Annotated in this window: 14 protein-coding genes; 3 read left to right on the top strand and 11 right to left on the bottom strand. The window is 68.8% G+C overall.

Going from position 1 to position 15,105, the window contains the following annotated elements; translation table 11 throughout:
• Window positions 1-142: 142 nt before the first annotated feature.
• Window positions 143-1,522 (top strand): UDP-glucose/GDP-mannose dehydrogenase family protein, encoded by a 1,380-nt coding sequence (locus DL991_RS31935; protein ID WP_125788068.1) that lies wholly within the window; start codon window positions 143-145, stop codon window positions 1,520-1,522.
• Here the strand turns inward: DL991_RS31935 and DL991_RS44095 are convergent.
• The 3 genes from DL991_RS44095 to DL991_RS31920 form a co-directional block, all read right to left on the bottom strand.
• Window positions 1,447-1,776, bottom strand: a complete 330-nt coding sequence (locus tag DL991_RS44095) for a hypothetical protein (protein ID WP_125788067.1) — start codon at window positions 1,774-1,776, stop codon at window positions 1,447-1,449. The genes DL991_RS31935 and DL991_RS44095 overlap by 76 nt on opposite strands.
• A 27-nt stretch (window positions 1,777-1,803) precedes the next feature.
• On the bottom strand, window positions 1,804-2,718 hold the full coding sequence (gene pdxS / locus DL991_RS31925; protein WP_125788066.1) for a pyridoxal 5'-phosphate synthase lyase subunit PdxS: 915 nt from the start codon (window positions 2,716-2,718) through the stop codon (window positions 1,804-1,806).
• A 201-nt stretch (window positions 2,719-2,919) separates the two neighbouring features.
• Window positions 2,920-4,338 carry an FAD-binding oxidoreductase gene (locus DL991_RS31920; protein ID WP_125788065.1) on the bottom strand — a complete coding sequence of 473 codons (1,419 nt, stop codon included), beginning with the start codon at window positions 4,336-4,338 and terminating at the stop codon, window positions 2,920-2,922.
• Window positions 4,339-4,502: 164 nt separating this feature from the next.
• Between DL991_RS31920 and DL991_RS31915 the strand changes: the two genes are divergently transcribed.
• Window positions 4,503-6,614: an elongation factor G-like protein EF-G2 gene (locus DL991_RS31915; RefSeq protein WP_125788064.1), complete on the top strand. Its 2,112-nt coding sequence runs from the start codon at window positions 4,503-4,505 to the stop codon at window positions 6,612-6,614.
• 365 nt (window positions 6,615-6,979) lie between these two features.
• Here the strand turns inward: DL991_RS31915 and DL991_RS31910 are convergent, their stop codons facing one another.
• The 6 genes from DL991_RS31910 to DL991_RS31885 form a co-directional block, all read right to left on the bottom strand.
• Complete coding sequence (locus DL991_RS31910; RefSeq protein WP_125788063.1) at window positions 6,980-7,441, bottom strand: XdhC family protein; 462 nt, start codon at window positions 7,439-7,441, stop codon at window positions 6,980-6,982.
• Window positions 7,442-7,453: 12 nt separating this feature from the next.
• Window positions 7,454-7,936, bottom strand: coding sequence for an NUDIX hydrolase (locus DL991_RS31905; protein ID WP_125788062.1), 483 nt, complete (start codon window positions 7,934-7,936; stop codon window positions 7,454-7,456).
• Complete coding sequence (locus DL991_RS31900; RefSeq protein ID WP_125788061.1) at window positions 7,933-9,078, bottom strand: glycosyltransferase family 4 protein; 1,146 nt, start codon at window positions 9,076-9,078, stop codon at window positions 7,933-7,935. The genes DL991_RS31905 and DL991_RS31900 overlap by 4 nt, the downstream gene beginning before the upstream one ends.
• A gap of 22 nt (window positions 9,079-9,100) precedes the next feature.
• Window positions 9,101-10,018 (bottom strand): phosphatidylinositol mannoside acyltransferase, encoded by a 918-nt coding sequence (locus tag DL991_RS31895; RefSeq protein ID WP_125788060.1) that lies wholly within the window; start codon window positions 10,016-10,018, stop codon window positions 9,101-9,103.
• Complete coding sequence (gene pgsA, locus DL991_RS31890; RefSeq protein WP_125788059.1) at window positions 10,015-10,656, bottom strand: phosphatidylinositol phosphate synthase; 642 nt, start codon at window positions 10,654-10,656, stop codon at window positions 10,015-10,017. Before pgsA ends, DL991_RS31895 begins: the two co-directional genes overlap by 4 nt.
• 102 nt (window positions 10,657-10,758) lie before the next feature.
• Entirely contained in the window at window positions 10,759-11,301 is a 543-nt protein-coding gene (locus DL991_RS31885; RefSeq protein ID WP_125788058.1) for a MarR family winged helix-turn-helix transcriptional regulator, read from the bottom strand.
• 117 nt (window positions 11,302-11,418) lie between these two features.
• Between DL991_RS31885 and DL991_RS31880 the strand changes: the two genes are divergently transcribed.
• Entirely contained in the window at window positions 11,419-11,961 is a 543-nt protein-coding gene (locus DL991_RS31880; protein ID WP_125788057.1) for a YceI family protein, read from the top strand.
• 441 nt (window positions 11,962-12,402) lie between these two features.
• Here DL991_RS31880 and DL991_RS31875 read toward each other — a convergent pair whose 3' ends face one another.
• The gene (locus DL991_RS31875; RefSeq protein WP_125788056.1) at window positions 12,403-12,939 is read right to left on the bottom strand and encodes an HIT domain-containing protein; all 537 of its coding nucleotides are present in this window, start codon (window positions 12,937-12,939) and stop codon (window positions 12,403-12,405) included.
• A complete protein-coding gene (gene thrS, locus DL991_RS31870) occupies window positions 12,936-14,996 on the bottom strand; it encodes a threonine--tRNA ligase (protein ID WP_125788055.1) in 2,061 nt (686 codons plus the stop codon). The genes DL991_RS31875 and thrS overlap by 4 nt, the downstream gene beginning before the upstream one ends.
• Between the last annotated feature and the right edge of the window lie 109 nt (window positions 14,997-15,105).

Below are 15,105 nucleotides of genomic sequence, written 5' to 3'. Positions count from 1 at the left end.
TGTGGGACATTTATGGGGCCTATATGGAAACTGTGTGGACCTTTGAAAAAGGGCCGCCTATCAGCCGATTCACACTTGACCTTGCCGAGCGGGACGACGCAGTATCGGACTGGCAGCCCGTGCCACCGAGGGGATCCCAACTATGCGAATCACCGTTCTCGGGACCGGCTATCTGGGTGCCACACACGCAGCTTGTATGGCTGAAATGGGGTACGAAGTACTCGGCATGGACACCGATCCGGAAAAGATTTCCGCACTCTCCGCCGGAACTCCACCGTTCTACGAGCCGGGCCTCGAACTTCTTGTCCGAAGACATCTGAAATCCGGCCGACTGCGATTTACCTCCTCGTACGAGGAGATCGAAAAGTTCGCCGACGGCGCGCCAACCGTACATTTCCTCTGCGTCGGAACGCCGGAGAAGAAGACCGACAGGGCAGCCGATCTCCATTTTCTCGAAGAAGCGATTCACCGGCTGGCCCCCACTCTGCGCGGGCCGGGCCTGGTGGTCGGGAAATCGACGGTCCCGGTCGGGACAGCGGAGCGGCTCGCCGTCCGCCTGAGCCGGCGCGCGCCGGCCGGTGCGCACGTCGAGCTGGCCTGGAATCCGGAGTTCCTGCGCGAGGGCTTCGCCATCGGCGACACACTCAACCCGGCCCGGCTGGTCTTCGGGGTGAGTTCCCCACAAGCCGAATCCTTGCTGCGCGAGGTGTACCGGATCCCGCTCGCCCGCGGTGTGCCGCTGGTGGTCACCGATCTGCCCACGGCGGAACTGGTCAAGGTGTCCGCCAACGCGTTCCTGGCCACCAAGATCTCGTTCATCAACGCCATGGCCGAGGTCTGCGAGGCCACCGGCGCCGATGTCACCCACCTCGCCCGCGCGCTCGCCCACGATCCACGCATCGGCGAGCAGTACCTTCTGCCCGGCCTCGGTTTCGGCGGCGGCTGCCTGCCCAAGGATCTCCGCGCCTTCCAGTTCAGGGCCGGCGAGCTCGGCGTCGGGCACACGCTGGGTTTCCTCCGCGAGGTGGATGCCATCAATCTCCGCCGTCGGCGCCGGATGGTCGACCTCACGCGCGAGCGGTGCGGTGGTTCCTTCCGCGGCAAGCGAGTGGCCGTCTGGGGCGCGGCGTTCAAGCCCGGCTCGGACGACATCCGCGATTCACCCGCACTCAGTGTCGCCGCGTCCATCCAGCTCCAGGGCGCCGAGGTGACCGTCTACGACCCGAAGGCGGCCGACAACGCGTGCAAGAACTTCCCGAACCTGAACTACGCGAGCTCCGCGGTCGAGGCAGCGACCGGTGCCGACGTGCTACTGCACCTCACCGAATGGCGGGAGTTCCAGGAACTCGATCCGGCGGTGGTCGGCGCCGTGGTCGCCACGCGCCAGGTCATCGACGGCCGCAACACCCTGGACGCTCAGCGGTGGAGCGGCGCGGGCTGGGCCTATTACGCACTCGGGCGCCCGCCCGCCGATGACCGTGACCGCTCAGCCCTGTCGGTGCCGACCAGCCCGGACTCGTAGGCAATGAATGACGAGCTGGGCCGGTCGCGGGCGTGCAGGCCTGCCATCCGGGGACTCACGAAGTTCCCGAGCAACGACGCCGGAAAGGTCCCTGTGCTGCTCGCAGTGAAGGCGACCAGAGCCGCCTGCTGTCGCCTGTGCTTTCGGAAGCACATATCCGCCTGTTTCTCGTGGCACTTCTGGCTGTAAACGAATCGTATGGCCGGGACCGCCGGCGTTCCGGAACACAAGAGGCCCCGTGAACAGGTGTTCACAGGGCCTCTTGGCCGATCGTCCGGCTGTTACCAGCCCCGCTCAGCCAGCCGGTGCGGCTCGGGAACATCTGAAACATTGATGCCGACCATCGCTTCACCGAGACCGCGCGAAACCTTCGCGATGACGTCCGGGTCGTCGTAGAACGTGGTGGCCTTGACGATCGCCTCGGCGCGCTGAGCCGGGTTGCCGGACTTGAAGATGCCGGAGCCGACGAACACGCCTTCGGCACCGAGTTGCATCATCATCGCGGCGTCGGCCGGGGTCGCGATGCCGCCGGCGGTGAACAGCACGACGGGGAGCTTGCCCTTCGCCGCGACCTCCTTGACGAGGTCGTACGGGGCCTGGAGTTCCTTCGCCGCAACGTAAAGCTCGTCCTCGGGCAGAGAGGAAAGGCGGCGCAGCTCCGCGCGGATCTTGCGCATGTGCGTGGTCGCGTTCGAGACGTCGCCGGTGCCGGCCTCGCCCTTGGAGCGGATCATCGCCGCGCCCTCGTTGATGCGGCGCAACGCCTCGCCGAGGTTGGTCGCACCACAGACGAAGGGGACGGTGAAGGCCCACTTGTCGATGTGGTTCTCGTAGTCGGCCGGGGTCAGCACCTCGGACTCGTCGATGTAGTCGACGCCGAGCGACTGAAGCAGCTGAGCCTCGACGAAGTGGCCGATGCGGGCCTTCGCCATGACGGGGATCGAAACGGCCTCGATGATGCCGTCGATCAGGTCCGGGTCGCTCATCCGGGCCACGCCGCCCTGCGCGCGGATGTCCGCGGGGACCCGCTCGAGCGCCATCACCGCGACGGCGCCGGCGTCCTCGGCGATCTTCGCCTGCTCGGCGGTGACCACGTCCATGATCACACCGCCCTTGAGCATCTCCGCCATCCCGCGCTTGACCCGGGCGGTGCCGGTGAGCGAGGTGGTGGCCGTGTTCGTGGAGTCGTCAGACACTGCTGGACCTTTCGGAAAGCGCACGAGGTGGGGTGACGCCTTCGAGGGTAGGCCGCTTTTGGACCTCTGAAGCAGGCCAGTTCACGGCGATTTCAGCAGTCCACTGGGTGATCTGGCCCGCACCCGCCCGCGATTCGGCACCAGCTTGCGGTAGTTCGACGTCGAACTACCGCAAGCTGGTGCCGAATCGCGGAAGAGGGGCTAGCGGGCCAGGCCCTGTTCGAAGGCGAAGAGCCCGTCCGGGTCGTACCTCCGGGCCACTCGGCGCAGTCGCGGGAGGCTGTCGCCGTAGTACGCCTTCGCCCAGTCCGGCATCTCCGGATCGATGTAGTTGACGTACCCGGCCCGCCCGTACTCCCGGCCGAGTTCGTCCCGGACCAGGCCGATCGACTGGCGTGCGGCCGCCTCGCCGCCCTCCAGACCACGGGTGATCTGGATGCTGCCCAGCGCCGACCGGTACGGGAAGCACGACTCGCTCGACGGCACCCGCGCGATCGCGCCCCCGTACGCGTCCACGATCGAGTACAGCTCCGGATCGCTCGTCAGCAACGACGCCAACGCGCCGGGGTCGGGCACCGGATGGGTCAGTATCCTCGATGTGGCCACGTACTCGCCGCGCTGCGCGACCGCGGCGGGGAAGTCGGCCTCCTGCGCGAAGGCGCGCATCGTGGCCAGATGGCCCTGTTCGGTCACCTCGCGTTTGGTCGGCTGAGTGCCGACGCGGCGGATCAGATCGTCCAGCAGCGGGTTCACCTGTGCGGCGGAGCCCACGAAGCAGCCACCACAGTTCGCGACCGTCGCGCCGAGGCCCATCCCGGACCACAGTTCGTCCGGCATCGCGGGCTGCCACTCCTGCCAGGCCGCGACCAGCGCGGCCAGTGCGTCGGGCGGGAAGATCAGGTTGAAGTTCGTCAACGTCCTGGCCGCCGCCGTGCGGAAGGTGAACGACGTGACGATGCCGAAGTTGCCGCCACCGCCGCCGCGTAACGCCCACAGCAGGTCCGGCGCGGTCTCCGCCGACACCAGGCGCTGTTTCCCGTCGGCGCCGACAAAGCGCACGGATTCCACGTTGTCGCAGGTCAGCCCGTACTTGCGGGCCAGCACGCCGATTCCGCCGCCGAGGGTCAGGCCCGCGATGCCGACCTGGGGGCAACTGCCGGCGGGCAGTGCGCGGCCCGCCGCCGCCAGCGCCTCGTACACCTGCCCGAGCCGCGCGCCCGCGCCGATCGCCGCCCGGCCGCCGGGCAGGATCTCGACCGTGTTCAGCCGGGACAGGTCGACGACGAGTCCTCTGTCCACAACGGAATAGCCGGCGTAACTGTGCCCGCCCGAGCGGGCCGCGATCGGAATCCGCTGCCTGGCAGCGAAATCGACGCAATGCCGGACGTCGTCCTCGGTCGCGCAGACCGCGACACCGGCGGGCAGCCGATGGTCGTAGAGGCTGAAGAACCCGAGCCTCACTTCGTCGTAGCCGGGGTCGCCAGGCCGGAACAGTTCACCCGTCAGCCGGGCACGCAGCCGTTCCCACGGACCACCGCCCTCGGGGATCGCCGCGGGCGCCGCCGCGAGCACCGGAACCGCTCCTGCCAGCCGTAACACCGTTCGTCTGTCGAGCTCCATCGCTCATCCCCCACCGTCGGATCCGCCTCCGGGTGTCCGCCATCGAGCATAACGGCGCTTCGACATTCGGGGGGTCCCTCGCCGGTCGCCTTGCCGCGACGGCGGTCGCGGGTGTGTGATCGAGGACACACCTGTACGCGGCATCGTGTGGTGAGGAGATCGGCATGGCCGACAAACAGAGCAAGAACGGAGACTCCGGGGCCGCCGTCGCTGTGGACGACCCGGCGAAAGTACGCAACGTCGTCCTGGTCGGCCCCTCGGGATCAGGCAAGACGACACTCGCCGAAGCGCTGCTCGCCGCCTCCGGCACGGTGACGCGGGCAGGCTCGGTTGTGGAGGGCACCACCGTATGCGACCACGACCCAGCCGCGGTCCGGCAGCAGCGGTCGGTCGGCCTTTCGGTCGCGCCGGTGCTGCACCAGGGCCACAAGATCAACCTCATCGACACCCCCGGGTACGCCGATTTCGTCGGCGAACTGCGGGCCGGGCTCCGTGCCGCCGACGCGGCGTTGTTCGTGGTCTGCGCGGCGGAAGGCGTCGACGCGGCCACGGTCGCGGTCTGGGAGGAGTGCGCGGCCGTCGGGATGCCGAGGGCGGTGGTCGTCTCGCGGCTCGACCATCATCGCGCCGATCCCGAAGGCGAGATCGCCGCTTGCCAGGAGGCCTTCGGCGCCGGAGTCCTGCCGCTGTACCTCCCCGCTCGCGATGGGCTCGTCGGACTCATCACGCGCCGCTACTTCGACTACTCGAACGGCTTCCCACCCGAGGTCGGCGAGCCGGACGAGGCCGATCTCGCCCGGATGACCGAGGCCCGCAACGAACTGATCGAAGGGGTCATCGCCGAGAGCGAGGACGAGTCCCTGATGGACCGCTACCTCTCCGGCGAGGAGATCTCCGAGGACACGCTGATCGCCGACCTCGAAACCGCCGTCGCCCGCGGCTCCTTCCATCCGGTGATCCCGGTGTGCGCGACGACCGGGGTCGGGCTCGCCGAGGTCCTCGACGGGATCGTGCGCGCCTTCCCGTCACCACTGGAGCACGTCCCACCGGAGGTCACCTCGCCCACCGGCGAACCGCACGCCGGTCTCCGCGCCGACCCCGACGGCCCGCTGGCCGCCGAGGTGGTCCGGACCGCTGTCGACTCCTACGTCGGCAGGGTGTCGCTGGTGCGGGTGTTCTCCGGAACGCTTCGACCCGAACGGCCGGTGCACGTTTCGGGCCACGGTCTCGCCGAACGCGGCCACGAGGATCACGACACCGACGAACGGGTCGCGCATCTGTACTCGCCGCTCGGGGCGAACCTGCGCGAGGTCCCGTACTGCGTTGCCGGCGACCTCTGCGCACTCACCAAGGTCGGCTCGGCGGAAACGGGCGACACCGTCTCCTCGCCGGAGGATCCGCTGATCATGAAACCGTGGGCGATGCCGGAACCGCTGCTGCCGGTCGCCGTCATCGCGAAGACACGCAGCGACGAGGACACCTTGGCGCGCAACCTTTCCCGGCTCGTCGCGGGCGACCCGACGCTGCGGCTGGACCGCAACGCCGAGACCAACCAACTCGTGCTGTGGTGCATGGGCGAGGCGCACGCCGACGTCGTGCTGTCGCGGCTGCGCGCGGGAGGCGCCGACGTGGACACCGAGCCCGTCCGCATCAGCCTGCGGTCGACCTTCGCCGGGCCGGGCCGCGGGCACGGACGGCACGTCAAACAGTCCGGCGGCCACGGCCAGTTCGCCGTCTGCGACATCGAGGTCCAGCCGCTGCCGAGGGGTTCGGGCTTCGAGTTCGTGGACAAGGTCGTCGGCGGCTCGGTGCCCCACCAGTTCATCCCGAGTGTCGAGAAGGGAGTCCGAGCCCAGGCACAGCGGGGGATCGTCGACGACCATCCGCTGATCGACATCCGGGTGACCCTCGTCGACGGCAAGGCGCACAGCGTCGACTCGTCGGACGCCGCGTTCCAGACAGCGGGCGCGCTGGCGCTGAAGGAGGCCGCCGCGGCGGCCAAGATCGCGCTGCTCGAACCGCTCGAAGAGGTGGCGGTGCGGCTGCCGGACGAGCACCTGGGCACCGTGTTAGGCGACCTTTCGTCCCGGCGCGGCCGCGTACTCGGTACCGAATCGGGTGAAGGCGGCCGCACGGTCATCCGCGCCGAGGTGCCCGCGGTCGAGCTCCTGCGCTACGCCATCGACCTGCGTTCACTGACGTCGGGCACGGCGACGTTCACCCGCAGGCACGCCCGGTTCGAGCCGATGCCGGAGGGAGCGGTCGCCCTTCACTGAGGGGTAGGTATTGAGGGGTAGCGCAAAGGTGTCGGGGCGCGGGGATCCGCTCGCGGCCGTGGGGCCCCCGGGTGTCGCGAAAGCCACTTTCGGGGCACCAGGCGTCGCGAAAGTGGCTTTCGCGACGCATCTCGACCATGGGTGTCAGCGACGGCACCGGCGGTAGCGAAGATCCCCTCTCCGCTACCGCGCCCCCTGCCCCGTGGCTTTCGCAACCCGCCACCTTCGCCAAACCCTTCAATAAGTGGACGGCGCCGGTGGTGACGTGTTTGGGCACGTGACTCGCGTGACTGGAGGCCGCACTCGGTGTGCGGCGTCCGATCACGCGAGATCCGTCCGTGATCACGCCACTTTCGGCCTTCTCCTCAAGAAAATTCGAAGCCGCCGGGGCGGCCGTTCCGGTCGGCCAGCAGGCCGGCCAGGGTGGCGATGGCGATCTCGGGCGGCGTGCGTGAGCCGATGTTCAGCCCGACCGGGCGATGGACACGGGCGATCTCCCGGTCCGCGACGTCCAGCGCCCGGAGCGCGGCGACGTGCGGGCCGGCATGGCGCGGATTGCCGAGCACCCCGACCCACCGGGTGGGCCGGTCCAGCACGGCTTTGAGCACGTCGCCGAGTTCGGGCCGGTTGTGGTCGGTGACGACGACGTCGGCGTCCATGCCGAGTTCCGGCACCGTCGTGACTGCCTCCAAGCCGTTCTCGACATCCGTCGCGCGGGCGCCGTCCGGGTCGAACAACACCGCCCGATAGCCGAGATCCTCGCCATAGCGCAGGAGGAACGACGCCACCGGCGTCGCGAACACAGCCACCAGCAGCCGCTCGCTCATCGGTTCGTCCTCCTACAGATCGGGCTCGGCGATCTCGAAGTATTCCGGAAGCCGGGCTGTCCCGGCGAGACCGAAGTACCGGACCTTCCGCCGCCGCCGCAGATGCAGGGTGTCCCGGACGGCGTCGTTGTGCACGCGCCGCGCGATGACGACGCGGTGTTCGGCGTCGGTCAGCTCCTCGGCCAGCGGCGGCGGCAGGGTCGCGCGGTCGACTCGCGCCAGCCGCAGCGTCAGCTCGCTTTCCTCGGCTTCGCGATCCTGCCTGCGCGCCCGCTCGGCACGCTCGGCCAACGCGCGCAGCTCCTCGTCGCTCAGGATCGCGGCGGCCGCCCTGGCGACGACGGCACGCCGCGCGAGGGCCGCGTCGAGTGCCGCCCAGCCCGCGTCCGTGCGGACGTGCAGCCGATCCAGCCGGTTCGCCGTCGCGAGCAGGAAAAGCCCGCCCAGTACCACGATCGCGGCCGCCAGACCGCCGATCCACACCCAGGTCGTCATCGGCTGAACTCGCGTTCGCCCGCGCCGACCCGGCGGGGATCGGCGGCGATCGCCGTCTCGTACACGCGCAGAACCTGTGTGGTGACCACGGACCAATCGAACATCGCGACCCGCTCCCCCGCGGCCGCCGCCAGCGACACCCGGCGAGCCGGGTCTCCGAGCAGCTCACGCAATCCGTCGGCCAGTGCCGCCGCGTCGCCGGTCTCGGTCAGCATCCCGGCCTTGCCGTCGTCGAGCACCCGGCGGAACGAATCCAGGCCGCTGGCCAGCACCGGGGTCCCCGCCGCCATCGCCTCGGTGAGGATCATCCCGAAACTCTCGCCGCCCGTGTTCGGGGCGCAGTAGACGTCGACGCTGCGCAGCGCCCGCGCTTTCGTCTCGTCGTCGACTTGGCCCAGCAGGTCGATATGCGGCGCGAGCTCCGGCCCTGCCTCACGCCGGAGCTGATCGGCGTCGCCGCGGCCGACGACCAGCAACCGCAGCTCCTCGAACTCCGGCAGCAGCATCCGCAACGCCTCCAGCAGCACACCCATCCCCTTGCGGGACTCGGTGTACCGCCCGACGAACCCGACCGTGCCGCCCGCTCGCGGATAGCCGTCCAGCGGAAGCGCCCGGGAGAAGAAGTCGACGTCGACGCCGTTGGGCACCTCGACCGCGTCCCCGCCGGCGTGCTCGACCTGGACGCGGCGCGCCAGCGCCGACACCGCGATCCGCGCGGTGATCTTCTCCAGCAGCGGGCGCAGCACCGGCTGGAACGCCGCCAGCGTGCGCGAACGGGTCGTCGCGGTGTGGAAGGTCGCCACGATCGGGCCGTCCGCGACCTTCAGCGCCAGCAGCGAAAGACTCGGTGCGGCAGGCTCGTGCAGGTGCAGGACGTCGAAGTCGCCGTCGCGGATCCACCGCCGCACCCTGGAGTAGGACACCGGGCCGAACTGCAACCGCGCGACCGAGCCGTTGTACGGGATGCCGAGCGCCTTCCCGGCGGGGACGACGAAATCCGGGACGTCGGAGTCCTCGTCGGCCGGAGCGAGGACCGAGACCTGGTGCCCGCGCGCCAGCAGCGCCTTCGCGAGATCGATGACGTGCCCCTGCACGCCACCCGGCACGTCGAACGAGTACGGGCAGACGATCCCGATCTTCATGACCCGCGCCTGAGCCATCGGCTCAACTCGCTTCGCCGAGCTCGGCCTGTTCCCCGGCTTCGAAGTCGGAGAGCCAGAACTTCTGCATCATGTGCCAGTCGGCCGGATGGGCGGCGATGTCCCCGGCGAAGATGTCCGCCAGCGCCTGGGTGGCCGCCGGGACCTCGGACCGGTTCGTGACCCGGATCCTCGGATGCAACCGGATCTGCCAGCCGTCCTCGGTGAACCAGCAGCCCGCCGGGATCAGCGCGGCGCCGGTGGTGGCGGCCAGCCTGGCAGGCCCGCCGGGCATCCGGGTCTGCTCGCCGAAGAACTTGACGGGTACGCCGGAATTCGTCAGGTCCCGGTCGCCGACCAGGCAGATCGCCTTGTTCTCACGCAGCCGCTTGAGCAGCACGCGCATCGCGGAGCTGTCACCGGTCAGCGGCACTATCTCGAAACCGAGCGACTCCCGGTAGGACACGAACCGCTGGTACAGCGATTCGGGCTTCAGCCGCTCCGCGACCGTGGTGAAGCCGCCGAGGTAATCCGCGAGCCAGACACCCGCCGCGTCCCAGTTCCCGCTGTGCGGCAGCGCCATCACCGCGCCGTTGCCCTCGGCGAGGGCGGCGTCGAGGTTCTCCACGCCGGTGATCGACTGGGCGACCTTGCGGCTGACCTCCTTGTGGTCCATCGAGGGCAGCCGGAACATCTCGTGCCAGTAGCGCGCGTACGAACGCATCGCGCGGCGGGTCAGTTCGTCGAGTTCGACGCCGTCGGCCTGCGGCACCACCCTGGCGAGATTGCGCCGCAGCTGGCGGACGCCGCCGCCGTCCCGCCGGACCGCGAGGTCTGCGCCCAATCCGAAGGTCACCGCGCCCGCGGACTCCGGCAGCAAGCGCGCGAGCCGCCAGCCCGCCGCGTAGCCGAAGTCACTGAGCCGCTGGGAGAACCCGCTCATGCCCCACCCTCCGCGGCGGGTGGCCCGGCCGCCTTGGCGGCCCTCGCCGCCTTGGCCACCGCGGCCGTCCGCTGCAGCAGGGTGATCACCGAAAGCACCGCGAGCAGCCAGAGCGTGATGTCCACGGTGTACGGAACGCCCAGACCGTGCAGTCCGGTTCCCACGAGGGCGATGATCAGGCGTTCCGCGCGTTCGACGAGCCCGCCGTCGGCCTCCAGCCCGGAAGCTTCGGCACGGGCCTTGACGTACGAGATGACTTGCGCGAGCACCAGGCAGATCAACGCGGCGGCGGCGGCCGGGCGGTTGTCGTCGTGGACGAAGCACCACCAGGCGATCGCGGCGAACAACGCGCCGTCGACCAGCCTGTCGCAGGTCGCGTCGAGGACGGCACCGAACGCCGTGCCGTACCCGCGGGCGCGGGCCATCGCGCCGTCGAGCAGGTCCAGCATCGCGAAGCCCCAGACGGTGAAGGTGCCCCACAGCAGCATGTCGTTGGGAAAGAACGCGAGCGCGCACAGCACCGCCCCGGCCGTGCCGATGACGGTCATCGCGTTCGGGGTCAGCCCGGCACGCACGAGCACCTTCCCCATGGGGTCGGTGACGCGGGAAACGGAGGCGCGCGCGAAAATGTTGAGCATCGGTTCTTCAGGTGCACCTAAGCAGCAGGGTCGGGTGGCCGCCCGAAGCCTATCCACCCGCACCGACGCCTGTCGTCGTGCCCGCCCTGGAGCGGCTCCCGGTCAGTCCGCTTTGGCCAGTTCGGCAGGCTCCTCGAGATCCGCGAGCGTCCCTTCCCGCAGCGCCAGTTCCGCCTCGGCGGCTGCACATTTCGGCGACAACCGCTCCAGCACGGCGGCGCTGATCTCGCCGAGCGCCTTCACCTGTTCGGGGGTCAGCGGGTCGAAGAGGCTCTCGCGGACGGCCTCGACGTGCCCGGGCGCGGCCTCCTCCAGCGCGGCGAAACCGGCGGGGGTGAGCACCGCCCAGGAGCCGCGTTTGTCAGTGGGACAGGACTCACGGCGTACCCAGCCGTTCGCCTCGAGCCGCGCGACCGCGTGCGAAAGCCTGCTGCGCGACGCCTTGCGCGCGTCGGCGAGTTCACTCATCCGCAGCCGCCTTTCCGGCGCCTCGGACAGGGCCACGAGCACTTCGTAGTAGGTGTGGGGCATGCCCGCCTCGTGCTGGAGCTGGCCTTCCAGATGCGCTTGCAGCATCCGCGTGGCCGCGGAGAAGTCGCGCCAGACTTTTTGCTCCTCGTCGGAGAGCCATCGGGGTTCGGACATGCCACCCATTCTACCCCTGGTTGAACGCTCAACCAAATTGCGCTACAGTCACGGTTGAGCGCTCAACCAGCTGAGGGTTCACCACAGCCGCACCCAGACTTTTGGAGATCGACTTTCATGACCACCACCGAGATCCCCGGCTACGTCACCGGCAAGTGGACGATCGACACCGCCCACTCCGACATCGCCTACACCGTGAAGCACCTCGGCCTGGCGAAGTCCCGTGGCAACTTCACCGCTTTCACCGGCGAGGTCGTCACCGCCGACAACATCCTCGACTCCTCGGTCACCGTCGAGATCGACGCCTCTTCGGTCGCCAGCGGTGTCGACGGGCGTGACACGCACCTCAAGTCCGAGGACTTCTTCCACATCGACGAGCACCCGGTCATCACCTTCCGCTCGACCGGCATCCGCGAGGACGGCGGCGACTATGTCATCGACGGCGAGCTCACCTGGCGCGGCAAGACCGTCCCGGTCGCGCTCGAGGCCGAGTTCAACGGCATCGGCACCAACCCTGCCAACGACAACGCCACCACCCTCGGCGTCTCGGCCAGCGCCACCGTGAACCGCCGCGACTTCGGCATCGGCCCGGAGGGCAACACCTTCCTGTCCGAGAAGGTCAAGATCGACATCGAGCTTCAGGCCGCACTCAACGCCTGAGTCCCGCTTCGGCTTCAGTGCAGAGATGTCAAAAAGGGTCGTTCAGGACGTTTTCCGTCCTGAACGACCCTTTCATGGCACTCGCGACCCGCCCAGAGCCCAGACCTGGAGCCATTGAGAGGTACGGCAAGGGTGGCGCGATGGACCCGGCGGCGGGAGCGGGCTCGCTAAGCGACTTGGCGCGGCCTGGACTCTCCAAACGGACACATCCCGACTTGCAGTGCCCGATTTGGGGCCTCGGTACTTTTCCGCACCGGGGGTCGTGAGTGGCAATGAGGGTTAGAACCCTCATTGCCACTCACGACCTTCACGCGGAACCGCTCAGATGTGCATCAAACGGACATTCAGTCGCCATGAACTGCCCAATGTGCAGACCACGTCAGCACACACTTCGCCGTAAAGGCCCCCTGCCTGCGGTCACCTACCGCAAAAGCCGGGGAGCTACCAGGCGTCCGCCAGCAGCTGCCGCGTCTCCCCCAGCAACTGCGGCAGCACCTTCGTATGCCCGATCACCGGCATGAAGTTCGCGTCGCCGCCCCATCTCGGCACCACGTGCTGGTGCAGGTGCGCGGCGATTCCCGCGCCGGCGATCACGCCCTGGTTCATCCCGATGTTGAACCCGTGCGCCGAGGACACCTCGCGGATCACCCGCATCGCACGCTGGGTGAACTCCGCCACCTCGACGGTCTCTTCCGCCGTCAGGTCCGTGTAGTCCGCGACGTGGCGGTACGGCACGGCCATCAGGTGGCCGGGGTTGTACGGGTACAGGTTCAGCACCGCGTACACCGTCTTCCCGCGCGCGAGGATCAGCGCGTCCTCGTCACTCTTCTCGGGGAGACGGCAGAACGGGCAGCCCTCGTCGGGTTTCTTCGCCCCCTGCACGTAGGCGAGCCGATGCGGGGTCCACAGGCGCTGCAACGCGTCCTGGACTCCCACACCGTCCTGTCCGACGACTTCAGGGCCATCGGGACCCGTCACCGGAGGACCGCCTCCAAGGCCGCCACGGTCGGCGAGGAGTTCTCACGGCGCTGGACCCAGCCGGCGATCGCCTCGACGGCGTCGGCCACCGGGACACCGTTGATCTGGCCACCGTCGCGGAACCGGAACGACACCGCGCCCGCCTCGACGTCCTTCGCGCCCGCCAGGAGCATGAAGGGCACCTTCTGCGTGGTGTGGGTGCGGATCTTCTTCTGCATCCGGTCGTCGCTCGCGTCGACGTTGACCCGGATTCCCTTGGCCCGCAATGCCTTCTCGACGCCGCGCAGATGCTCGACCTGGTCCTCGGTGATCGGGATGCCGACCACCTGGACGGGCGAAAGCCACGCCGGGAACGCGCCCGCGTAGTGCTCGGTCAGCACGCCGAAGAACCGCTCGATCGAACCGAACAGCGCTCGGTGGATCATCACCGGACGCTGACGGCTGCCGTCGCCCGCGGTGTACTCCAGTTCGAACTTCTCGGGCAGCATGAAGTCCAGCTGGATGGTCGACATCTGCCAGGTGCGGCCCAGGGCGTCCTTCGCCTGCACGGAGATCTTCGGCCCGTAGAACGCGGCGCCACCCGGATCCGGCACGAGCTCCAGGCCGGAGTCCACGGCGGCGGTGCGCAGCACCTCGGTCGCCTCGGCCCAGACCTCTTCGGACCCGATGTACTTCTCTTCGTTCCGAGTGGACAGTTCGAGGTAGAAATCGTCGAGACCGTAGTCGCGCAACAGGTTCAGCACGAAGTCCAAAAGGGACTTCAGCTCACCGGGGACCTGCTCCAGGGTGCAGAAGATGTGCGCGTCGTCCTGCGTCATACCGCGCACGCGGGTCAGGCCGTGGATCACGCCGGACTTCTCGTAGCGGTACACGGAGCCGAACTCGAACATCCGCAGCGGCAGTTCCCGGTAGGAACGTCCGCGCGACCGGAAGATCAGGTCGTGGAACGGGCAGTTCATCGGCTTGAGGTAGTAGTCCTGGCCCGGCTTCCGGACCGAACCGTCCTCGTTGTGCTCGGCGTCGAGGTGCATCGCCGGGTACATGCCGTCGCGGTACCAGTCGAGGTGGCCGGAGGTCTCGAAGAGCGCGCCCTTGGTGATGTGCGGCGAGTAGACGAAGTCGTACCCGGCTTCGACGTGCCGCTGGCGCGAGTAGTTCTCCATCTCCTGCCGGATGATCCCGCCCTTGGGGTGGAACACCGGCAGCCCCGAACCGATCTCGTCGGGGAAGGAGAACAGGTCCAGCTCGACACCGAGCTTGCGGTGGTCGCGCCGCTCGGCCTCGGCGAGGCGCTCCAGGTAGACGTCCTGCGCCTCGGTGGATTCCCAAGCGGTGCCGTAGATCCGCTGCAGCTGCGGGTTCTTGTCGTCACCGCGCCAGTACGCGGCGGCGACGCGGGTGAGCTTGAACGCCGGGATGAACTTGGTGGTCGGCACGTGCGGGCCGCGGCAGAGGTCGCTCCACACGCGCTCCTTGGTGCGCGGGTCGAGGTTGTCGTAGATGGTCAGCTCGCCGCCGCCGACCTCCATCACCTCGCTGGTGTCCACATCGGACTTGAGGTCGACGAGCTCCAGCTTGAACGGCTCGTCTGCCAGTTCCTTCTTGGCCTCGTCGACCGAATCGAAGACGCGGCGGGAGAACTGCTGCGCGCCCTTCACGATCTGCTTCATGCGCTTTTCGAGCGCCTGCAGGTCTTCCGGGGTGAACGGGGTGTCGACGGCGAAGTCGTAGTAGAAGCCGTCCTTGACCGGCGGCCCGATGCCGAGTTTGGCCTGCGGGAACTGCTGCTGCACGGCCTGGGCGAGCACATGGGCGGCCGAGTGGCGGATGACGCTGCGGCCGTCCTCGGTGTGGGCGGCGACTGCCTCGACCTCGACCTCGGACTCCGGCGCCCAGGACAGATCGCGGAGATTCCCCTCGGCGTCGCGCACGACGACGATCGTGTCCGGCCCCTTGGTCGGCAGCCCGGCTTCGCGGACCGCGGTGCCCGCCGTAGTGCCCGCCGGTACCACCACGCGCGGGGCGGTTGCGGCTGCTACTGACGACGGCTGGGACACGATGGACTCCTCGCGGTGCAAGCGGATGTTTCGTGTGATGTTAGTCGTCACCCGCCGCACGGCTCACGCGCATTACCCCTAACACACGCGTTGGCCTCCTTCCCATCGG

Source organism: Amycolatopsis sp. WAC 01375, from assembly GCF_003947325.1.
Lineage (GTDB): Bacteria > Actinomycetota > Actinomycetes > Mycobacteriales > Pseudonocardiaceae > Amycolatopsis.
Note: the sequence above shows the minus strand (reverse complement) of the source record. Positions and strands in the feature narration are given on the sequence as shown.

Excerpts from the sequence above, each read along its gene's own strand:
- DL991_RS31935 (WP_125788068.1), top strand. The coding sequence starts at position 143 with ATGCGAATCACCGTTCTCGGGACCGGCTATCTGGGTGCCACACACGCA.
- DL991_RS31920 (WP_125788065.1), bottom strand. The coding sequence starts at position 4,338 with ATGGAGCTCGACAGACGAACGGTGTTACGGCTGGCAGGAGCGGTTCCG.
- DL991_RS31915 (WP_125788064.1), top strand. The coding sequence starts at position 4,503 with ATGGCCGACAAACAGAGCAAGAACGGAGACTCCGGGGCCGCCGTCGCT.
- DL991_RS31910 (WP_125788063.1), bottom strand. The coding sequence starts at position 7,441 with ATGAGCGAGCGGCTGCTGGTGGCTGTGTTCGCGACGCCGGTGGCGTCG.
- DL991_RS31905 (WP_125788062.1), bottom strand. The coding sequence starts at position 7,936 with ATGACGACCTGGGTGTGGATCGGCGGTCTGGCGGCCGCGATCGTGGTA.
- DL991_RS31900 (WP_125788061.1), bottom strand. The coding sequence starts at position 9,078 with ATGAAGATCGGGATCGTCTGCCCGTACTCGTTCGACGTGCCGGGTGGC.
- DL991_RS31895 (WP_125788060.1), bottom strand. The coding sequence starts at position 10,018 with ATGAGCGGGTTCTCCCAGCGGCTCAGTGACTTCGGCTACGCGGCGGGC.
- pgsA (WP_125788059.1), bottom strand. The coding sequence starts at position 10,656 with ATGCTCAACATTTTCGCGCGCGCCTCCGTTTCCCGCGTCACCGACCCC.
- DL991_RS31885 (WP_125788058.1), bottom strand. The coding sequence starts at position 11,301 with ATGTCCGAACCCCGATGGCTCTCCGACGAGGAGCAAAAAGTCTGGCGC.
- DL991_RS31880 (WP_125788057.1), top strand. The coding sequence starts at position 11,419 with ATGACCACCACCGAGATCCCCGGCTACGTCACCGGCAAGTGGACGATC.